General features: G+C 59.5%; 22 protein-coding genes. All 22 read right to left on the bottom strand.

Features of this window, described 5'->3' with window-relative positions; translation table 11 throughout:
* Positions 1-6 precede the first annotated feature (6 nt).
* Positions 7-783, bottom strand: a complete 777-nt coding sequence (fliR, locus tag MJO47_RS14970; RefSeq protein ID WP_253961967.1) for a flagellar biosynthetic protein FliR — start codon at positions 781-783, stop codon at positions 7-9.
* Positions 784-791: 8 nt separating this feature from the next.
* Positions 792-1,061 (bottom strand): flagellar biosynthesis protein FliQ, encoded by a 270-nt coding sequence (gene fliQ, locus MJO47_RS14965; RefSeq protein WP_253961966.1) that lies wholly within the window; start codon positions 1,059-1,061, stop codon positions 792-794.
* A gap of 72 nt (positions 1,062-1,133) precedes the next feature.
* Entirely contained in the window at positions 1,134-1,874 is a 741-nt protein-coding gene (gene fliP / locus MJO47_RS14960) for a flagellar type III secretion system pore protein FliP (protein WP_253961965.1), read from the bottom strand.
* Positions 1,871-2,245, bottom strand: a complete 375-nt coding sequence (locus tag MJO47_RS14955; RefSeq protein WP_253961964.1) for a flagellar biosynthetic protein FliO — start codon at positions 2,243-2,245, stop codon at positions 1,871-1,873. Before MJO47_RS14955 ends, fliP begins: the two co-directional genes overlap by 4 nt.
* A gap of 7 nt (positions 2,246-2,252) precedes the next feature.
* Positions 2,253-2,591: a flagellar motor switch protein FliN gene (gene fliN, locus MJO47_RS14950; RefSeq protein WP_253961963.1), complete on the bottom strand. Its 339-nt coding sequence runs from the start codon at positions 2,589-2,591 to the stop codon at positions 2,253-2,255.
* The gene (fliM, locus tag MJO47_RS14945; RefSeq protein ID WP_253961962.1) at positions 2,572-3,585 is read right to left on the bottom strand and encodes a flagellar motor switch protein FliM; all 1,014 of its coding nucleotides are present in this window, start codon (positions 3,583-3,585) and stop codon (positions 2,572-2,574) included. Before fliM ends, fliN begins: the two co-directional genes overlap by 20 nt.
* A 36-nt stretch (positions 3,586-3,621) precedes the next feature.
* Positions 3,622-4,131, bottom strand: a complete 510-nt coding sequence (gene fliL / locus MJO47_RS14940) for a flagellar basal body-associated protein FliL (protein WP_253961961.1) — start codon at positions 4,129-4,131, stop codon at positions 3,622-3,624.
* Between the two features lie 21 nt (positions 4,132-4,152).
* Positions 4,153-4,893, bottom strand: a complete 741-nt coding sequence (locus tag MJO47_RS14935) for a flagellar motor protein MotB (RefSeq protein ID WP_253961960.1) — start codon at positions 4,891-4,893, stop codon at positions 4,153-4,155.
* A 27-nt stretch (positions 4,894-4,920) separates the two neighbouring features.
* A complete protein-coding gene (locus MJO47_RS14930; protein WP_253961959.1) occupies positions 4,921-5,691 on the bottom strand; it encodes a motility protein A in 771 nt (256 codons plus the stop codon).
* Between the two features lie 206 nt (positions 5,692-5,897).
* A complete protein-coding gene (locus MJO47_RS14925) occupies positions 5,898-7,148 on the bottom strand; it encodes a flagellar hook protein FlgE (RefSeq protein ID WP_253961958.1) in 1,251 nt (416 codons plus the stop codon).
* A 72-nt stretch (positions 7,149-7,220) separates the two neighbouring features.
* Entirely contained in the window at positions 7,221-7,613 is a 393-nt protein-coding gene (locus tag MJO47_RS14920; protein ID WP_253961957.1) for a TIGR02530 family flagellar biosynthesis protein, read from the bottom strand.
* A gap of 2 nt (positions 7,614-7,615) precedes the next feature.
* Positions 7,616-8,284: a flagellar hook assembly protein FlgD gene (locus MJO47_RS14915; RefSeq protein ID WP_253961956.1), complete on the bottom strand. Its 669-nt coding sequence runs from the start codon at positions 8,282-8,284 to the stop codon at positions 7,616-7,618.
* Positions 8,285-8,307: 23 nt separating this feature from the next.
* Positions 8,308-9,603, bottom strand: a complete 1,296-nt coding sequence (locus MJO47_RS14910) for a flagellar hook-length control protein FliK (protein ID WP_253961955.1) — start codon at positions 9,601-9,603, stop codon at positions 8,308-8,310.
* Between the two features lie 62 nt (positions 9,604-9,665).
* Positions 9,666-10,178, bottom strand: a complete 513-nt coding sequence (locus MJO47_RS14905) for a MotE family protein (RefSeq protein ID WP_253961954.1) — start codon at positions 10,176-10,178, stop codon at positions 9,666-9,668.
* A gap of 3 nt (positions 10,179-10,181) precedes the next feature.
* Complete coding sequence (fliJ, locus tag MJO47_RS14900; RefSeq protein ID WP_253961953.1) at positions 10,182-10,616, bottom strand: flagellar export protein FliJ; 435 nt, start codon at positions 10,614-10,616, stop codon at positions 10,182-10,184.
* Between the two features lie 21 nt (positions 10,617-10,637).
* Positions 10,638-11,963, bottom strand: coding sequence for a FliI/YscN family ATPase (locus MJO47_RS14895; protein ID WP_253961952.1), 1,326 nt, complete (start codon positions 11,961-11,963; stop codon positions 10,638-10,640).
* Positions 11,963-12,637: a FliH/SctL family protein gene (locus MJO47_RS14890; protein WP_253961951.1), complete on the bottom strand. Its 675-nt coding sequence runs from the start codon at positions 12,635-12,637 to the stop codon at positions 11,963-11,965. The genes MJO47_RS14895 and MJO47_RS14890 overlap by 1 nt, the downstream gene beginning before the upstream one ends.
* Positions 12,630-13,652: a flagellar motor switch protein FliG gene (gene fliG, locus MJO47_RS14885; RefSeq protein ID WP_253961950.1), complete on the bottom strand. Its 1,023-nt coding sequence runs from the start codon at positions 13,650-13,652 to the stop codon at positions 12,630-12,632. The genes MJO47_RS14890 and fliG overlap by 8 nt, the downstream gene beginning before the upstream one ends.
* Positions 13,653-13,670: 18 nt before the next feature.
* Entirely contained in the window at positions 13,671-15,245 is a 1,575-nt protein-coding gene (gene fliF / locus MJO47_RS14880) for a flagellar basal-body MS-ring/collar protein FliF (RefSeq protein WP_253961949.1), read from the bottom strand.
* Positions 15,246-15,312: 67 nt separating this feature from the next.
* On the bottom strand, positions 15,313-15,612 hold the full coding sequence (gene fliE / locus MJO47_RS14875) for a flagellar hook-basal body complex protein FliE (RefSeq protein WP_253961948.1): 300 nt from the start codon (positions 15,610-15,612) through the stop codon (positions 15,313-15,315).
* Positions 15,613-15,620: 8 nt separating this feature from the next.
* Positions 15,621-16,052 carry a flagellar basal body rod protein FlgC gene (gene flgC, locus MJO47_RS14870; protein ID WP_253961947.1) on the bottom strand — a complete coding sequence of 144 codons (432 nt, stop codon included), beginning with the start codon at positions 16,050-16,052 and terminating at the stop codon, positions 15,621-15,623.
* Positions 16,053-16,063: 11 nt separating this feature from the next.
* Entirely contained in the window at positions 16,064-16,477 is a 414-nt protein-coding gene (gene flgB / locus MJO47_RS14865; protein WP_253961946.1) for a flagellar basal body rod protein FlgB, read from the bottom strand.
* Positions 16,478-16,528 lie beyond the last annotated feature (51 nt).

The raw sequence follows: 16,528 nt of genomic DNA, 5'->3' as shown, positions 1-16,528 counted from the left end.
TCGTCCTTAAAGCAGCTCAAAGAGCTGCATGAAACGGTCGCTGAGCGCATTGAATTCGCGCCCGAGCATGGTAACCAGCACGTTGAGGGTCAATCCCATCACGATCAGAGACAGGCCGATATTGATCGGGAAGGACAGCATGAACACATTGAGTTGGGGAAAGACGCGGGAGAGTATGCCCAGCACGAAGCTGGACAGCAGCAGCACGGCCAGGATGGGCGCGCTGAACTTGACCGCCAGCACGAACATCCCCGAAACCAGGGTCATCAGATAAGGGACGGCCTCGCCGGAAAAATCGACCCCACCCGGCGGCAGCAGCTCATAAGAGGCGACGATGGCCCGCAAAAAGAGGTGGTGAATGTCAAGCGCCAGAAAGACCAGGATGGCGAAGACATTCTGCAACTGGGAGATAAGAGCGATCTGCCGCTGGTTCTGCGGGTCGAAGACGTTGGCGGCGGCGAATCCCATCTGAAAACCAATGATGGTGCCGCCAAACTCCGCGGCCGTGAAGATGAGGCGGGCGATAATGGCCACGAGGACGCCGAACAGGGTCTCCCCCGTCACCAGCACCGCCAGACTGACGGGATGGAAGGACTGGGCCGGGATATAGGGCGCCACCACCGGGTAGACCAGGAGCGAAACCGTCACCGCCAGGCCGACGCGCAACTGCATGGGGGTCTGACCGCCACTGAAGACGGGCAGGGCCCCGATCAGGGCGCCGACCCGGGCCAGGCAGACGAGGAAGCTCTGAAATTGTTCGACGGGAATAAGCGGCAGTTCCACAGCAGGCCTCAGGTTCCGACAGTGGCCAGACCTTCAAAGATGCCCAGGGTGAAGGCGAGCATGATTTTGATCATCCAGGGGGCGAAAATAAGCAGGGTCACCAACACCGCCACGATCTTGGGAATGAAGGTCATGGTCTGCTCGTTGATCTGGGTGGCGGCCTGGAAAATACTGATAATCAGGCCGATTATCAAAGCGGCCAGCAGCATGGGGGCAGCCATCAGCAGAACTGTCTCTACCGCCTGGCGTCCTATGTCAACAACAAATTCCGGAGTCATGGCATATCCCGAGGACCAGAGACATCAAGGTGGGAGACGTTAAGTCCTGCCGCCCGAGGCCCCTACTTTCCGTCAATAGAAACTCTGCACCAGCGAGCCAACCACCAGGGCCCAGCCATCGACCAGAACGAAGAGAAGCAGCTTGAATGGAAGTGAAATAATAATCGGCGGCAGCATCATCATCCCCATGGACATGAGCACCGAAGCCACGACCATGTCGATGACCAGAAAGGGGATGAAGATCATGAACCCCATCTGGAAAGCCCGCTTGAGCTCGGAAAGCATGAACGCGGGGACCAGACTGAGGGTCGGAATATCGGCGCGGCTTTCCGGCGCCGGCTGTTTGGCGATCTCCATGAGCAGGGCCAGGTCTTTTTCGTCCGTGTGGGCGAACATGAATTCGCGCACCGGAATCAGGGCCTGATCGAAAGCCTGCTCCTGGCTGATGGTCTCGGCCAGATAGGGCTGCAGGGCCGTATCGTTGACCTGGTTGTAGACGGGCGCCATGATGAAGAGGGTGAGAAAGAGCGCCAGGCCGATGATGATCTGGTTGGGCGGCATTCCCTGCGTCCCCATGGCCTGCCGCACAAAGGACAGGACAATGACGATGCGGGTAAAAGCCGTGGTCATGAGCAGGATGGCCGGCGCCATGGACAGAACGGTGAGCAGCAGCAGCACCTGCATGGCGGTGGAGACCTGCTGGGGACCTTCGGCTTCCGTTATCCCGAAGCTGATCGTCGGCAGCGGCGCGGCCTGAGCCAGAGCCGGCAGCAGAAGAAGTATTGCCAACAGCCAGAAAAACCGCGTCTTCATTGGCCGCTCTCGATCTCGGATCGCAGATTCTCGTCAAACGATTTCTGCGCCTCTTTCGGGCCCAGGGAGGTCAGCAATTCTACCCGGTCGTTGCCGACGCTCAGCAGAAATTCCCGGCCACGGACCTCCACCAGACAGACGGCCTTGCGCGGGGCCAGATGTCGCATCTCCACGATCTTGATGGCGCCCCCTTTGGCCGCCGGCAGAAAGCCGAAGCCCTTGCGGCTGGCCGCATAGAGCAGCAGCACCAGCCCCAGAACCACACCGAGCGCGGCCAGCATCTTCAGAGAAGAGGCCAGCAGGCTGCCCGAATCGGCGGCCAGAGCCAGAGAAGGCCAGAGGCAGAGGGCTGCAAAAAAAAGACGTATCATCACGGACTCAGCCCAGCTTCTCGATGCGCTCGGCGGGACTGACCACGTCGGTGAGCCGCAGGCCGAACTTGTCATTGACCATGACCGCCTCGCCGCGGGCGATGAGGCGGGAATTGACATAGACGTCCAGGGGCTCCCCCGCCAGCTTGTCCAGTTCGATGACGGAGCCTTCCCGCACCTGCAGCAGGTCTTTGATGAGCAGCTTGGACCGCCCCACTTCAACGGAAAGCTGCAAAGGGACGTCGAGCAGAAAGTCGAGATTGCGCAGCTCTTTCTGCGGTGCGACGCTCTCCCCTTGTGTCTCGGCAGCCGCGACCTTGGACTCTTTATTCTCTGTCTTTTCCATCGTGCACTCCCTCTGGGATAATCCGGCTGGTGACGCGAACCGCTTTCTTGCCGTTGCGCGCGCCGACCATGCCCTCGAATTTGGGTTTATTTTCCACCAGCAGGCGGATGGGGCTGTTCGGTTCACAGCCCAGATCGATAATATCGCCGACCTGGAAATTCAGAATATCCCGAACCGACAGGGATACCTCGGCGAACTGGCCGGTGACACTGGTTTTCAGGCGGGCCAGGTCGCTCTGCAGGGTTGATTTCCAGTCGTCTCCCCGCAGGGAGGTGATGGCGAGGATGCCGTCCTTGAGCTTCTCGCGGAAAGGCTCCAGCGAAAAGAAGGGGATCATCAGGGTGATTTTGCCGGGCGTCTTGTCGACGGTGACGTCGAATTCGGCGACCATGACATCCGTATCAGGCGCCACGATGTTGACCATGCGCGAACTCGCTTCGATGTTGACCAGGGTCGCCGTCAACTCTTCGAGGGGCCGGAAAGCTTTCTGCATGTCGCCGCAGGCATCGAGCATCAATCCGCGCAGCACATTCATCTCAATGGCGGTCAGCGCGCGGGACAGGGCGACGGGTTTGACATCGGAGGAGCCACCGAGCATGGCCTCCAGGAAGGAGAAGGACAGGGAACCATCAAATATGAACAGGCCGGCGCTCTTGAGAGGGTCAAGCTTGATGACCCCGATGGCGTTGTGGTCACCGAGCTGCTGGATAAAGGGATCGAATTCCAGGTAATCGAGCTTGCCCCGTTTGATGGTCACCGACCGTTGCAGGCGACTGGAGAGGGACAGGCTGTAGTTGCGGGTAAAGGCATCGAGGATAATGTCGAAATTGTTGATGCGGTAGCGACCCGCCCCCCCGGCGCCGATCAGGTCGACCCGGCTGACGGCCCGCTTCTGCTGCGGCGACTCCTCCGCGTCGAGCTCGGTATCGATATCCCCGTCGCGCACGGCCGAGAGGAGTTCGGCTATTTCGTCTTTGGTCAGGATGCGTTCCACGAAGGACCCCTTGCTGCTATGCCCGGCGGGCAGCCATTACTGAACGACGAAGTCGGTAAAGTAGATGTTCTTGACCTGCCCTTGCTGCAGCAGGGTGTTGACCTGGGTGATCAGCTCGGAGCGCAGCTGCATCTTGCCCTGCAGGTCGCGCAACTCGTCGAAGGTCTTGTTGCCGATGAGCAACAGGATCGCGTCGCGCACCTGGGCCTGTCGTTCCTGCAATTCCAGGGCGCCTGCTTCGCTGTCCGCCTCCAGGGTGATAGCGGCCTTGAGATAGCGGATCTCGTCCCGATCGAGGATATTGATAATGAATCCCGAAATATCGACCATGGGACCGACCTTCCCGGCCTGGGCTTTTTTGGCCGGCGCCGACGATTCGGCGACTTCGCCAGCAGGCGTCTGTTCCTGCCCATTGGCCCCCAGGAAATAGGCGCCGACCCCAACCCCGCCGAGCAGGATCACTCCGCCCACAATGGCCAGGATCAGGGTCAGTTTGCTTTTCTTCCCTTCGGGCTGTTCTGTCTGTTCCGCGTCTTTTTTGGCCATACGCTTACTCCCTTATCTGTTTCAAAAAGGCATCTGATCTTTAGCGTCAATAAGATAGGGCAGCTTTTCCTGATGCTTGCCCATGCTTTCCAACACAAATTCGACACGCCGATTCAGGGCGCGGTTTTCGTCCGAGTCATTGGGGGCGAGAGGCTTCTGCTCACCATAGCCCACGGCAGCCATGCGATCGAGGGGGAAGAGATCTTCCTGCTGCAGAAATTTAAGAACCGACACGGCCCGCTGCACCGAAATGTCCCAGTTGGTTCGCTGGCCGGAAGCAACGGGAACATCATCGGTATGCCCTTCCACACGCAGCTGCATGGGCAAGGGACGCACCATGTCCGCCACTTTGCGCAGCACCGGATAGGCCGCGGGTTTGACCTCTGTCTGGCCGACATCGAAGAGGATCGCCTCGTTGACCCGCAGGACAATCGCACCCCGGTCCTTGACCAGCGTGATGGTCTTGTCCAGACGCAAGCGGTTGAGCTGTTCCAGAATCCTCTTGTAGACCCGCTGGAACATATCGTCGTCAATGGGCGAAAAATCGATGATGGCGGGTGGGGCGATCTCCGTCTGCTGCTTCCCCCCCATAATACCGAAAGCCCCCTTCAGGGAGTTTGACGCCGCACTGAACTTGATGCGGTCCATACTGGCCATAGACAACAGCAGCACGAAGAAGGTCAGCAGCAGCGTCACCAGGTCACTGTAGGTGACCATCCAGGCGGGGGCTCCTTCTTGCTTTTTTTTGGGTTTCTTCGCCACGTTGCCTTCCTTAATGCCAAGCCATCGTTACTTTTTGTTGAAGTTGCTCTCTCGAAGCTGGGGGGCCACGAAAGCGTGCAGTTTCTGCTCCATGATACGGGGGTTTTCACCGACCAGGATCGATTTCATTCCTTCGGCGATGAGGGTTTTGAGCAGCACCTCCGACTGGGAACGGTTCTTGAGCTTGCCGGCCACGGGGATGCAGATGACGTTGGCGATAACGGCACCGTAAAAGGTCGTCAATAGGGCCACGGCCATGGCCGGCCCGATGGTGGATGGGTCGTCCATGGTCTGCAGCATCTGCACCAGGCCGATGAGGGTGCCAATCATTCCCATGGCCGGGGCGTAGGTGCCCATAGCCAAAAAAATGTCGGCCCCATCTTCGTGACGCTCCTGAATATATTCGATCTCCCGGTCGAGCATCTCCTTGAGGGTTTCGGGCTCCTGTCCGTCGACAGCCATCTGCAGCCCCTTGAGAAAGAAGGCGTCTTCGATGTCGTACATGGCCATCTGCAGGGACAAAATGCCTTCCTTGCGGGCTTTGGTAGCCAGCGTGATCAGGCGTGAAATGATCTCGTTGGGAGATTCGCTTTGGTGAAAAAAGGCTTTTTTGAGAACCGCAAAAGCCCGGAATACATTTTTGAAGGGATAATGCACCAGGGTGGCACCGATAGTTCCACCCAGCACAATAACGACCGACGGAATGTTGATGAACAGAAAGATGGAGCCGCCCATCATGATTGCTGAGATCATCAGGGCGAAGGCCGCCATTATTCCGAGAATGGTTGACAGATCCATCTCTTGACCCTCAGAGGATTGAAGTTAATTCCGTACAGAACCTGCAGACACCTGCAATAGCACAATACATGCCAGCAGCACCTTTAAAGGCCGGTCACCGGCTGAAGGCCCAAAACACCAGCAAAAAGGCCCTTAAAAAAAAGGAGCAGCCACCGGGTGGCTGCTCCTCTGGTCATAATTTTGACACGAAACCGGCCGCCTTTCGCCTATCGTTTGAGATTGATCAGTTCGGCCAGCATTTCATCCGTCGTGGTGATGATCTTGGAATTTGCCTGAAAGCCGCGCTGGGTGGTGATCATCTTGACGAATTCCAGTCCCATGTCGACATTGGACTGCTCCAGGGAGTTGGTGAAGATCTTGGTGCTGGCCGCCGCGTCGCTGGGCAGCCCCGAGGCGGTCGTCGCCGAGTAGAGGTTGCCCCCTTCCTTGAACAGGCCGCCTATGTTGGCGAACCGGGCCAGGCCGATGCGAGCGACGGAGATGCGTTCGCCATTGGTATAGCTCGCCACCACGTCGCCGGAGGACTCGATTGCCACCTTGACGAGGTCACCGGCCGCATAGCCGTCCTGTTCCTGGCCGACCGTGGAGGAATCGCGAGCGTACTGGGTGGCATTGAAGTTGATGTCTACGGGCAGTCCAGCCGCAGAGCCGCCGAGCCAGGCCGGCAAGGTCAAGGTTCCGGTAGCCGGTGCCGTCAAGGTGCCATCTGTGTTGAAGGTGAAGGTCCCTGACCCGACGGAGACCAGCGGTGTGGTGGCAGGTGCCGTTACCTCGCTGGAAAGGGCCACGGTATTCCAGCTCCAGTTATTGTCAGCCGTTTTGGTGAAATACGTGGTCAGGAGATGGCTGTTGCCCAGGGTGTCATAGGCTTGGATGGAACTGGAATAGTTGGATGTTCCCTGGGGGTCGGTCAGGTCAAAGGCCCCAATAATGGTGGAATTGGAATCGAGGTTGTTGCTCAGGGTCATTTCGGTGGTCGCCTGCGCCGGTACCGTGGAGGTGCCATCGACCCGGATATCTTCCAGAGTCGAAAGCAGGGTGGTGCCATCCACGTCATAGGGATAACCCTGTACGCGGTAGCCCTCGGGATTGACCAGGTAACCCTGTTTGTCGAAGCCGAAAGCGCCGGCCCGGGTGTAGAGATTTTCCTCGGAACCGGGCGCCGAGACCACGAAGAAGCCTTCGCCTTCCAGGGCCAGGTCCGTATTGGACTCGGTCGTCTCGAAGGTGCCCTGGGAGAAGATGTTGTCCACCGTCGACAGGGTGACGCCGCGGCCGACCTGGGAGGTGCCGCCGCTGCCGGATATCGAACTGGAGAGCATGTCAGCGAAGACCGTGCGCCCCGATTTGAAACCAACCGTATTGGTGTTGGCCAGATTGTTGCCGATGACGCTCATGGCGTTGCCATTGGCGTTGAGACCGCTGATGCCGGCATAAAGAGAGCTTGAGATACCCATGATTTATCCTCCTTGAGGGAAAGCCGCAGTCGGTTGGCTTTCCGTGAACCTCCTCGGTGAGGACCGGTTCAGTTAAGCGATAATCGCGCTGTCAATGTTGGTAAAGACGTTGCCTTTGAGGCTGTCCCTGTCGACCACCGTCACTACGGTGCTGTTCTTGACGCTGACCACCATGGCCGTCTGGTCGAGCAGCACCAGGGAATCGCGGCTGCCCTTGGCGTCCACTGTTTTGACCGCCTCTTCCAGACGGTTCATGGCTTCCGGACTCAGCTGGATGCCTCGACTTTCCATGCGACTCAGCGCATGTTTGGAAAACCGCAGGGATGAGCTTGGTTCCAGTTGTTGCTGCAGAACCTGGTCAAAAGAAGGTCCTTTAAGATGTCCACCTGCTTTTTCCGGCGACCGCGTTGCCGGAGTCGTTGGGGGGAGAATCGGTCGGGGATAGAGAAAGACCTTGTCGCTCATGACTAGATCTCCCGCACCGAGGTCACGTCGCTCATGCGGAACTCACCTATGGCACTGTAAAGGCGGCTCCCCTTGGCGTCAAAATCGACCCCGGCGATCGTTCCGGCCACCAGGGGGGTCGTCTGCAGGGTATCCCCATTGCCGTCGGTCGCCATGACCGCGAGGTAATACTGGCCGGCGGGCAGCGATTGACCGCTGGCGTCACGACCGTCCCAGCTGACGAAATGCTCGCCGACAGTGGTGCCGAGGGAGGGGATGGTGGCTACGGCCTGGCCGTTGGCGTTGACCACGGCCACGTTCACTTCGGCGGCGGCGGCAGTCAGACGATAACCGATGCGGCCATCGAGGCTGCCCCCTTCGCCGAGCTGGAAGCCCGCAGAATTGGCCACGATGTCCTTGCCAATAAGGGTCAGGGCCGAGAGTTTTTCCACTTCGCCGCTAGCCGCCGACAAGCCGCCAATCCCTTCGTTGATACCGATAAGCTGTTCCAGGGAGCTGAACTGGGCCATCTGGGCCGTGAACTCGGTGGCGTCCTGCGGGTTGAGCGGATCCTGATTCTGCAACTGGGCCACCAGGAGCTTGAGAAAATCATCCTTGCCCAGAGTGTTGCCGGTCAGGCTGGAAAAGCCAGACGTGCTGGTTGTACTGTTAATGCTGCTGATATCTGCCATTATTTTGACTTGCCTCCTTTCTGTCAGATTCTCAGACTCAATCCCGAGCCCTGTCGAGCCATGGGTTGAGCTGAAGGTGCTTCTGCCGGTGTCCCCTTATATCCCGCCAAGGTAGCGGGCATTTTCTGGTGTCCGGCGAAACTTTGCTGCTCGTGCTGCTGAAATGCTCCCCGGTTGCCGTTATGCTGAGAATCGACGCTGACCTGCAGCTGGTCGATCTTCAGGCCCTGTTGTTCGAGGGCATCGCGCAGACGCGGCAGGTGACGTTCGAGCACTTCCTGAACCTGCTGGCTCTGCGCATGCAGATGGGCACGGACACTATCCTTGTCCATCACCAGTTCCACCTTGACCTGCCCCAATTCTTCCGGGTGCAGACGCAGAGTGACGCTGCCGGTTTCTTTGGCCTGGTTCACCGCGAATTTGTCAATTGTCTGCTCGACGATGCGGTTTTCGCTGATCACCATGCCCGAGTTCAGCCGGACTTCGGGTCCTTTGCTCTCAGAGCCCGTAACCGGAGCCTGCTGGGAGCGGCCGGTGTCGGCCAGCAGAGGGTCCTGACCCTTGTGGGTAAATCCGTCGATCTCGCCAGCAGCGGTCGACTTGTGGCCGAGAGAAAGTTCCGAAACTTCTCCAGACTCGTCGGCAGTAGCATCCAAAGACAGTGTCGGTTCCGCGGCGGCTTCTTCGATCTGGCCGTTTTGAGCCAGACGCAGGGCCGAGCTTCCGGCGGCATCCTTGTTCGGCACCACCGTTTCAGGTTTGACCTCCACGGGTTTGACGCCGAGGATTTCGGCGAAACGGCTGTCAGACAGGGGGGCAGCCCCCCTTCCTTCGCCACCGGTTGTCTCTGTCGATTTGCCATCGGCTTTGGCCATGAGCATCTTCAGGTCAAAGTCGGCCTCCTGGTTAGACAGGTCCGCCCCAGCCATGTCTGCACCCTTGCCCTGAAACGGCCCGGCTCCCTCAGCCGCCTTCAGTTCCTGACGGGAAAAGACAAGGGGATTCTGCAGTTGCGAACCGTCCATGGCCAGAGCGTTTTGACCTGGCAGCATGGAGCCGTCACCGATGGGCAGGTTCCCCTGCTGCGGCATTGGGAAAAGAGCTTCACTCGACCCGCGCGTTGGAACCATCCCCAGTCCGGCAGCCAGCATCGCCGCCAACAGCTCTTGGGAGGCGTCGTTGCCGTTCCAGGCGAGCCCCTCCCCCTGCGCCTGTTGCAGAAAAGGGAGAAAATCTCCGGCCGGCTGTTCCTTGCTGCCGCTGACCCGCCCTGGCATGGGCTGACTGGTCATTGTTGCCATAGGCATCATGTTCATCATCGTATTCACCTCCTTTCCTTTTGACATTCCCCTGCGGACAGGGGGCCCTGCAAAACCGGCGATTACTCCGGTTCGATGCTGCTGAAACGGCGGCTTAGGCTGGCCGCCTTCTTCCGTTCCATGTTGTTGAGCAGTTTGCCCGCCGATTTTTTGCGCATCCCGGCCAGAATGCCGATGGCCAGTTCTTCATCAAGAGTCGAGATGATGGCCGCGGCCTTGACGGGATCCATTTTTTCGTACATCAGGCTCAACTCCCCAAGACGCTCAGCTTCGCGGTTCTCCCGTTCAGCCAGCAGCTGTTCGAACTGCTGACGCAAAACATTCAACTCGTCCAGCTTCTTATCGACCTCCGCCTGCAAAGACTTTAGTTCCATTTCACGCTGGTCGAGCTGGCGATCCCTTTCCTCCAGACGGGTCCGTTCTTCCTGCAGGGAGAGGAGGATCCGACGCTCTTCAACGGACTGGATCGGCTGCAGGGCCAGAGATTCGGTCTGGGCCCAGAGCAGAGAGGGTTCGAGGAACAGGGGGGCAGTCAAACAGGCGAATAGAACGGGTAATAGGCGGAGATTCTTCATGACTTAATCCTTGGAATGATAAAGAACGGCCAGTTCGTCAAGGTCTTTGGCCTCCCGGCGGTTCATGGCCTGCTGCTGTTCCTGCAGATGTTTTTCTTTGACTTTTTCCATCAGCTTTTTTTCGCGGCTGGCCTCGCACAGTTTTTCCCGACAGGCGGCAATGGCGTCCCGGCAGAGGTCCAGGGCATCGACGAGGGCCGCCAACTGCTGAACCTGGTGACTGATACGGGTTTCGTACAACTGCATCTCGTGCACCGACATCCCCACCTGCTGGCGCTGTTCCCGCTCACTGTATAGCTGGCGCAGCTCCTCCTCCTCGCAATTGATTTCGGTAATGAGGGCAGCCTCCCGGTCAAAAGCTTCCGCCAGTTGCTGTTGGGCCTGGCTTTCGAGAATACGGCGATAGTTCAGGACGGATTCGAGCTTGAACGGCTTCATGACGGCACCTCGCGGGGGTGGTTACTCCCGCAGTTGTTGTCGACGATCCAGCACGACCTGACGGAGCTGGCCCAAAGTGGATTCCAGATCCACGGCCTCGTCCATCCCCTGGCAGAGGAAGTCGTTGACGGCCTCGATGCGGGTCAGGGCATAATCGATCTTGGGATTGCTGCCGTTGGCGTAGGCGCCGATATTGATGAGATCCTCGGCCTCGCGGTAGGTCGCCAGAATCTCCCGCAGCTGCCCTGCCAGCTTGACGTGCTCGGGATCGACAATTTCACGCATGACGCGACTGGCGGAAACCATGACATCGATGGCCGGATAGTGGTTTTTGGCCGCCAGGTCGCGGGACAGGACAATATGCCCGTCGAGGATGGAACGGACGGCATCGGCCACCGGCTCATTCATGTCATCCCCTTCCACCAAAACCGTATAGAGGGCGGTGATACTGCCGCAGCCGGCAAAGCTGCCCGCCCGTTCGAGCAGTTTGGGAAGCATGGCAAAGACGGAGGGCGTGTAGCCCTTGGTGGTGGGCGGCTCGCCGACGGCCAGACCGACCTCGCGCATGGCCATGGCAAATCGGGTGACCGAATCCATCATCATCAGAACATCCTGACCTTGACCGCAGAAATATTCGGCGATGGTGGTGGCGACGAAGGCCCCGCGCATGCGCAGCAGCGGCGACTGGTCGGAAGTGGCGACGACGACCACGGAGCGGGCCAAGCCTTCCGGACCCAGGTCGCGCTCGATAAACTCCATGACCTCGCGGCCGCGCTCACCGATCAGAGCAATGACGTTGACATCGGCGCGGGCGTGCTTGGCCATGGTCCCCAGCAGCACGCTCTTGCCCACCCCGGAGCCGGCCATGACGCCCATACGCTGGCCGATGCCGCAGGTGAGCAGGCCGTTGATGGCGCGCACCCCCAGGTCGAGGGGCTGGTTGATTTTCTTGCGCTGCATGGGACCGGGCGGAAGGGCATAAAGGGGCAGGCGCCGGCTGAGATTAAGCGGAGGACCGCCATCCATCGGTTGGCCCATGGCATCGATCACCCGGCCGAGCAGTTCTTCGCCAACCTCCATGGAGGCGCAACTCTGACAGACGCGGATGAGGCTGCCCGGCCCCAGACCGCGCAGTTCACCCAAGGGCATGAGCAGGGCACGGGATTCGCGAAAACCGACCACTTCGGCCGGCACGGGGTCGCCGCCATCGAGGGGAGTCAGCTCACACAGCGTGCCGACAGAGGCGTTGGGGCAATAGCCCTCCACCACCAGGCCGACGATCTTGGTGACCTTGCCCCGCACCTGGAGCAGATTAAGGTGCTCTATGGAGGCGGCCAGTTCTTTCATTACTCACCGCCTGTCTGCTCGGCCAGATGCTGGCGGATCTGGGCCAGTTGGCTTTCGAGGGTGGCGTCCACCTGCCCGAGGGTCGACTCAACCAGACAACCGCCGCGGGCGATGGCGGCATCGCCCTCAAAGATGATGTTTTTGAGGCCGCTGATGCTGGCGATGAAGAGGGGCTTTTTCTCTTTGACCACTGCGAGATCCTGGGGATTGACCCGGATGTGGTATTCATCGGCCTTGATGGCGGCCTTCAGGGCCCTTTCGATCACGTCGACGATCATCTCGCTGTGCTTTTCCACTTCGACATGAATCACCCGCTCGGCGATGGCCATCACCAGCCGCAGCATGTCCTCGACGCTGCTTTTATGGAGGGACTCCCGCAGCTGGCTGATCTCCAAGGCCGCTTCGGCTAAAGCCTGGGCGCTTTGCCCGAGCAGGGCTTCAGTTTCCTGCCGGCCAGCCTGACGCCCTCTCTCGAAGGCGGCTTTTTCCATCGCTTCGACATCGACCGGGGGCGGTGAAGGCACCTCCGGACGGACCGGAGCCGCGGTTACGGCTGCAGACGGCCCCACCTCGACGACAGACTCATCGACTCCAGCGTCACTACAGTCGTCGAAATCGGCAAAGAGGATAGGCGAAAAGGTGCGATTTTCGGTGCTACGAAAGATCTTAGACAAGGACATCGTCTCCGCCCCGACCCGGGATAATCAGTGTGCCTTCTTCTTCCAGACGCAGCGCGATCTTGACGATGGTCTGCTGCATCGACTCCACCTCGGACAGCCGCACCGGCCCCATGGCTTCGAGCTCCTCTTCGATCATCTCCGCCGCGCGGATGGAGATGTTGCTGAAGATCTTCTCCTTGACCTCCGGCGTGGCGGCCTTGAGGGCCAGCGTCAGGGTATCGTTGTCGACTTCGCGCAAAATCTTCTGCAGCGAGGGGTTGTCCAGCATGACCAGGTCGTCGAAGGTGAACATCTTCTTGCGAATGGCTTCGGCCATTTCGGGATCGACCTCGTCGATGCGCGTCAGGATATTGCGGTCAGCCCCCTTCTCCATACGGGCCAGGATATCGACCACCGTATCGATGCCGCCCAGTTCCTGCTGTTCCTTGTCGGACACGACGCCGATTTCCCGCTGCAGGGCATCTTCGATGTGCTTGATCACATCGGGGGAGACCTGTTCGATCTTGGCGATGCGGTACATGACGTCCGACTTCACATCGTCAGGGAGATAGGACAGAATGCGGCTGGTGTGGTCGGGCTTCTGTGTCGACAGAATCAGGGCCATGGTCTGCGGATGCTCGCTGGCCAAAAGGCTCGCCACCACCCGGGGCTGCATGAGAGCGATGGTCTCCAGCGGACGTTTCTCGGTGGCGGCGGCCACCTGCTCCATGAGCTGCTCGATGCGCTTGGGATCGCCCGACTCGGAAATGGCGTTCTTGACGAACTCATCCCCCTTGACGAAGATGCCGGCGTATTCGACCTGGGCTTTCTCGTAGGCCCCGATCACTTCTCGGGCCAGGGGAGCCGGCACGTGTTCCATGCTCACCATGCAGCGGCTGATCGCCCGCACCTCGGCGTCGGAGAGTTCTTTGAACACCATGGAAGTGGCGCGCTCCCCCAGACAGAGAAGCAGCATGGCGGCCTTTTCCACACCAGACAGGTCATAAAATTGCATAGGCGGTTTTGCCATGTCCGTATCCTAACTTGGTCATCCTTCTTTGAGCCAGGTCTTGATCACCTGAGCCGGGGTTGTTTTTCCTTCAATCGTCGCCGTGCGCAGCTCTTGAGCCGGGTCGACCGTGACCGAATGGGCGGTATCGTGGGTCAGCAGTTCGGCTTCGAGCTGTTCGACCGTCTTGTAATGTTCCGTCACCTCGCCCTTGAGGGTGCGCAGTAGCGGGCGCACCAGCAGGAAGTAGGCAAGCAGCCCGCCCAGAAGGATCAGACCGTACTTGACATAGGGCAGGTAGTCATACAATGAAGGGGACGAAACCGGGGCCGAGACGATCTCGTCAGCGAAACCTGTCTCAAAGGGCATGGAAACAACCTGGATCTGATCACCCCGTCCCTGATCGATGCCCAGGGCACTTTTGACCATATTCTCGATGGAGAGCAGTTCCTGTTCATTGCGCGGCGCGTAACTGGACGACTCTCCTTCAGCGCCGGGCACCAGGCGGTCGGCGACCAGCACCGCCACGGACAGGGCCTTGACCGTCCCCACCGGCTCCACGATGCGATTGACCACCTTGCTGATTTCGTAATTGATCGTTTCCGAACTGCGGTTGCTGGGCACCGCGCCCGCCGTGGCGGCAGCCCCGCCCACATTGGCGGCAACGCCGGGGATACCACCGTTGACTTCGGCGCCGGAGGATTCTTCCGAGACCTGCTCGCTACGGGGCACTGCGCCCTTGGGATCGTAGAGTTCCTCCACCTTCTCCACCTGGGAGAAGTCGACCTCGGCCGTCACCTTGACCAGGGAATTGCTCACCCCCAGGGCCCGGTCCAGCAGGGATTGCGCCCGCTCTTCCAGCCGCCGTTCCAGCATCTGCTGGTAATCGAGCATGCCGGGCGTCATGGGACCGCTCGGCCCTTCCTGGCTGCGACGGGACAGCACGCCGCCGCTCGAATCGATGACCGTGACGTTCTCGGCCTCCAGGCCTTCAATACTGCCCGCCACCAAGTTGATAATTCCCTGGATCTGCCCTTCCTTGAGCTTCTGCCCGGTGGCCAGCTTGAGGATGACCGAGGCGGTGGCCTCTTTCTGCTGCTCCTTGAACAGCCGCTTTTCCGGCAGCGCCAGATGGACCCGCGCCCCTTCCACCGGCGCCAGCGAGGTGATGGTTCGGGACAGCTCGCCCTGCAGGGCCCGCTGATAATTGACTTTCTGGGCAAAGTCGGTCATGCCGAAGCTCTGCTTGTCGAAAAGCTCGAAGCCGATGCCGCCACCCTGGGGAATGCCCGAGCCGGCCAGCTCGATGCGCACCTCGTAGACCTGATCGGCCGGAACCTGGATGGAGCGACCGCCGTCGTCGAAACGATAGGGGATCTTGCGCTCTTTCAGCCAGGAGACCACCGAGGAGGCGTCGCTGTCGGACAGATTGGCATACAGCAGCCGGTAGTCAGCAACCCGCGCCTGCAGAATGAGAGTGGCAAACAGCGCCACGCAGACGAGAACCACCGCCACCAGGCTGAGCTTGCGCGACAGGGGCCACTCGTTGAGACTCTGCAGCAGCGTCCTTTTATCTTCCCCTTCAGCAGGGATTTTTTTCTTCTCTTCCGCCATGAACCAACAACCTCCTGAAATACCACAGTCTCAGGTATTTTAATAAAATCCGGGCGACCTGACCGCGTCAGACCTGCATGCGCATGATCTCCTGGTAGGCTTCCACCACCTTGTTACGCATCTGGACCATCAGGCGCATGGAGATGTCCGCCTCTTCCAGGCTGATCATCACCTCATGGAGGTTTTGCGCTTCGCCGGTATGGAGCTTTTCGACGGCCTTGTCCGCATTCACCTGGGCCTGGTTCGTCTGATCGAGGACTTCCTTCAGGGTACGGGCGAAACCTCCTGCCGGTTCGGCCTTGGTGGCGGTGGCGACACCAGGTCCCTGCAGGGACCTGAGGTGACTGACGAGGGTGATGTCGTTCATCGCTTATCCTACCTTCCTATCTCAAGGGCCTTTAAGGCCATGCGTTTGGCGGTCTTGATGGTGGTGATGTTGGCCTCATAGGCGCGGGTGGCCGTCATCATGTCCGTCATTTCTTCCATCAGGTTGATGTCGGGCATCGCCACATAACCGTCTTCACCGGCGTCGGGATGGGCCGGATTGTAAACCATGCGCGGGGGCGACGGATCGGTGACGATGCGGGTCACCTCCACGCCCTGGGCGACGCCGCGCATACTCTGTTCGAGACGCTCGGCAAAACTCAGATCGGCACTCTGGAACTGCACGGTTCGACGCTGATAGGGCCCCCCCTCGGGAGTCCGTGTCGTTTCGATATTGGCCAGATTCGAACTGATGGTATTGAGCCGGGTCTGTTGGGCCTTAAGGGCGCTTGCACCGATTTTCAGCGATTGAAAGACATCCATCCTGAACCTCCTTAGCGGCCGTCGCCGGCCACATACTTCAACAGTCCCATCTTCTTGTTGAGAGACTGCACTGCTGCTTCATACAAAATCTGGTTTTCCGCCAGAGCCACCATCTCCTGATCGACATTGACGCCGTTGCCGTCGCCGATCCCGGAGCGATCGGGAGTGCGGACGAGGGTCCCCTGCACCTGCTCCAGACGGCCGCCGCCGATGGGGAAATGGGCCGGATGCGTGACAGCAGGGGTAACGCCGGGATGCTTCACGGCCTGACGCAGCTGCTCCTCGAACTCAAGACGGGCCGGTGAGTAGCCGGGCGTATCCGCGTTGGCGATATTCGAGGCAATCACCTTCTGGTTCCGGTCGCGAAGATCGAGTACCTTGTGCAGAAGACCTACCGTTTTATCGAAAAGTCCCAGGTTCGACATGTTGTTCTTCCTTTCATGACGTCAGGCGTCTGTCACCAGTCATAAAAATGA

Source organism: Desulfuromonas sp. KJ2020 (assembly GCF_024197615.1).
Lineage (GTDB): Bacteria > Desulfobacterota > Desulfuromonadia > Desulfuromonadales > SZUA-540 > SZUA-540.
Note: the sequence above shows the minus strand (reverse complement) of the source record. Positions and strands in the feature narration are given on the sequence as shown.

Bases quoted from the DNA above. Each gene is read 5' to 3' on its own strand.
- flgC (WP_253961947.1), bottom strand. From the start codon at position 16,052: ATGGATGTCTTTCAATCGCTGAAAATCGGTGCAAGCGCCCTTAAGGCC.
- fliP (WP_253961965.1), bottom strand. From the start codon at position 1,874: ATGAAGACGCGGTTTTTCTGGCTGTTGGCAATACTTCTTCTGCTGCCG.
- fliG (WP_253961950.1), bottom strand. From the start codon at position 13,652: ATGGCAAAACCGCCTATGCAATTTTATGACCTGTCTGGTGTGGAAAAG.
- MJO47_RS14910 (WP_253961955.1), bottom strand. From the start codon at position 9,603: ATGATGAACATGATGCCTATGGCAACAATGACCAGTCAGCCCATGCCA.
- MJO47_RS14895 (WP_253961952.1), bottom strand. From the start codon at position 11,963: ATGAAAGAACTGGCCGCCTCCATAGAGCACCTTAATCTGCTCCAGGTG.
- MJO47_RS14915 (WP_253961956.1), bottom strand. From the start codon at position 8,284: ATGGCAGATATCAGCAGCATTAACAGTACAACCAGCACGTCTGGCTTT.
- flgB (WP_253961946.1), bottom strand. From the start codon at position 16,477: ATGTCGAACCTGGGACTTTTCGATAAAACGGTAGGTCTTCTGCACAAG.
- MJO47_RS14905 (WP_253961954.1), bottom strand. From the start codon at position 10,178: ATGAAGAATCTCCGCCTATTACCCGTTCTATTCGCCTGTTTGACTGCC.
- MJO47_RS14955 (WP_253961964.1), bottom strand. From the start codon at position 2,245: ATGATACGTCTTTTTTTTGCAGCCCTCTGCCTCTGGCCTTCTCTGGCT.
- fliN (WP_253961963.1), bottom strand. From the start codon at position 2,591: ATGGAAAAGACAGAGAATAAAGAGTCCAAGGTCGCGGCTGCCGAGACA.
- fliF (WP_253961949.1), bottom strand. From the start codon at position 15,245: ATGGCGGAAGAGAAGAAAAAAATCCCTGCTGAAGGGGAAGATAAAAGG.
- MJO47_RS14930 (WP_253961959.1), bottom strand. From the start codon at position 5,691: ATGGATCTGTCAACCATTCTCGGAATAATGGCGGCCTTCGCCCTGATG.
- fliE (WP_253961948.1), bottom strand. From the start codon at position 15,612: ATGAACGACATCACCCTCGTCAGTCACCTCAGGTCCCTGCAGGGACCT.
- fliQ (WP_253961966.1), bottom strand. From the start codon at position 1,061: ATGACTCCGGAATTTGTTGTTGACATAGGACGCCAGGCGGTAGAGACA.
- MJO47_RS14920 (WP_253961957.1), bottom strand. From the start codon at position 7,613: ATGAGCGACAAGGTCTTTCTCTATCCCCGACCGATTCTCCCCCCAACG.
- fliL (WP_253961961.1), bottom strand. From the start codon at position 4,131: ATGGCCAAAAAAGACGCGGAACAGACAGAACAGCCCGAAGGGAAGAAA.
- fliJ (WP_253961953.1), bottom strand. From the start codon at position 10,616: ATGAAGCCGTTCAAGCTCGAATCCGTCCTGAACTATCGCCGTATTCTC.
- MJO47_RS14925 (WP_253961958.1), bottom strand. From the start codon at position 7,148: ATGGGTATCTCAAGCTCTCTTTATGCCGGCATCAGCGGTCTCAACGCC.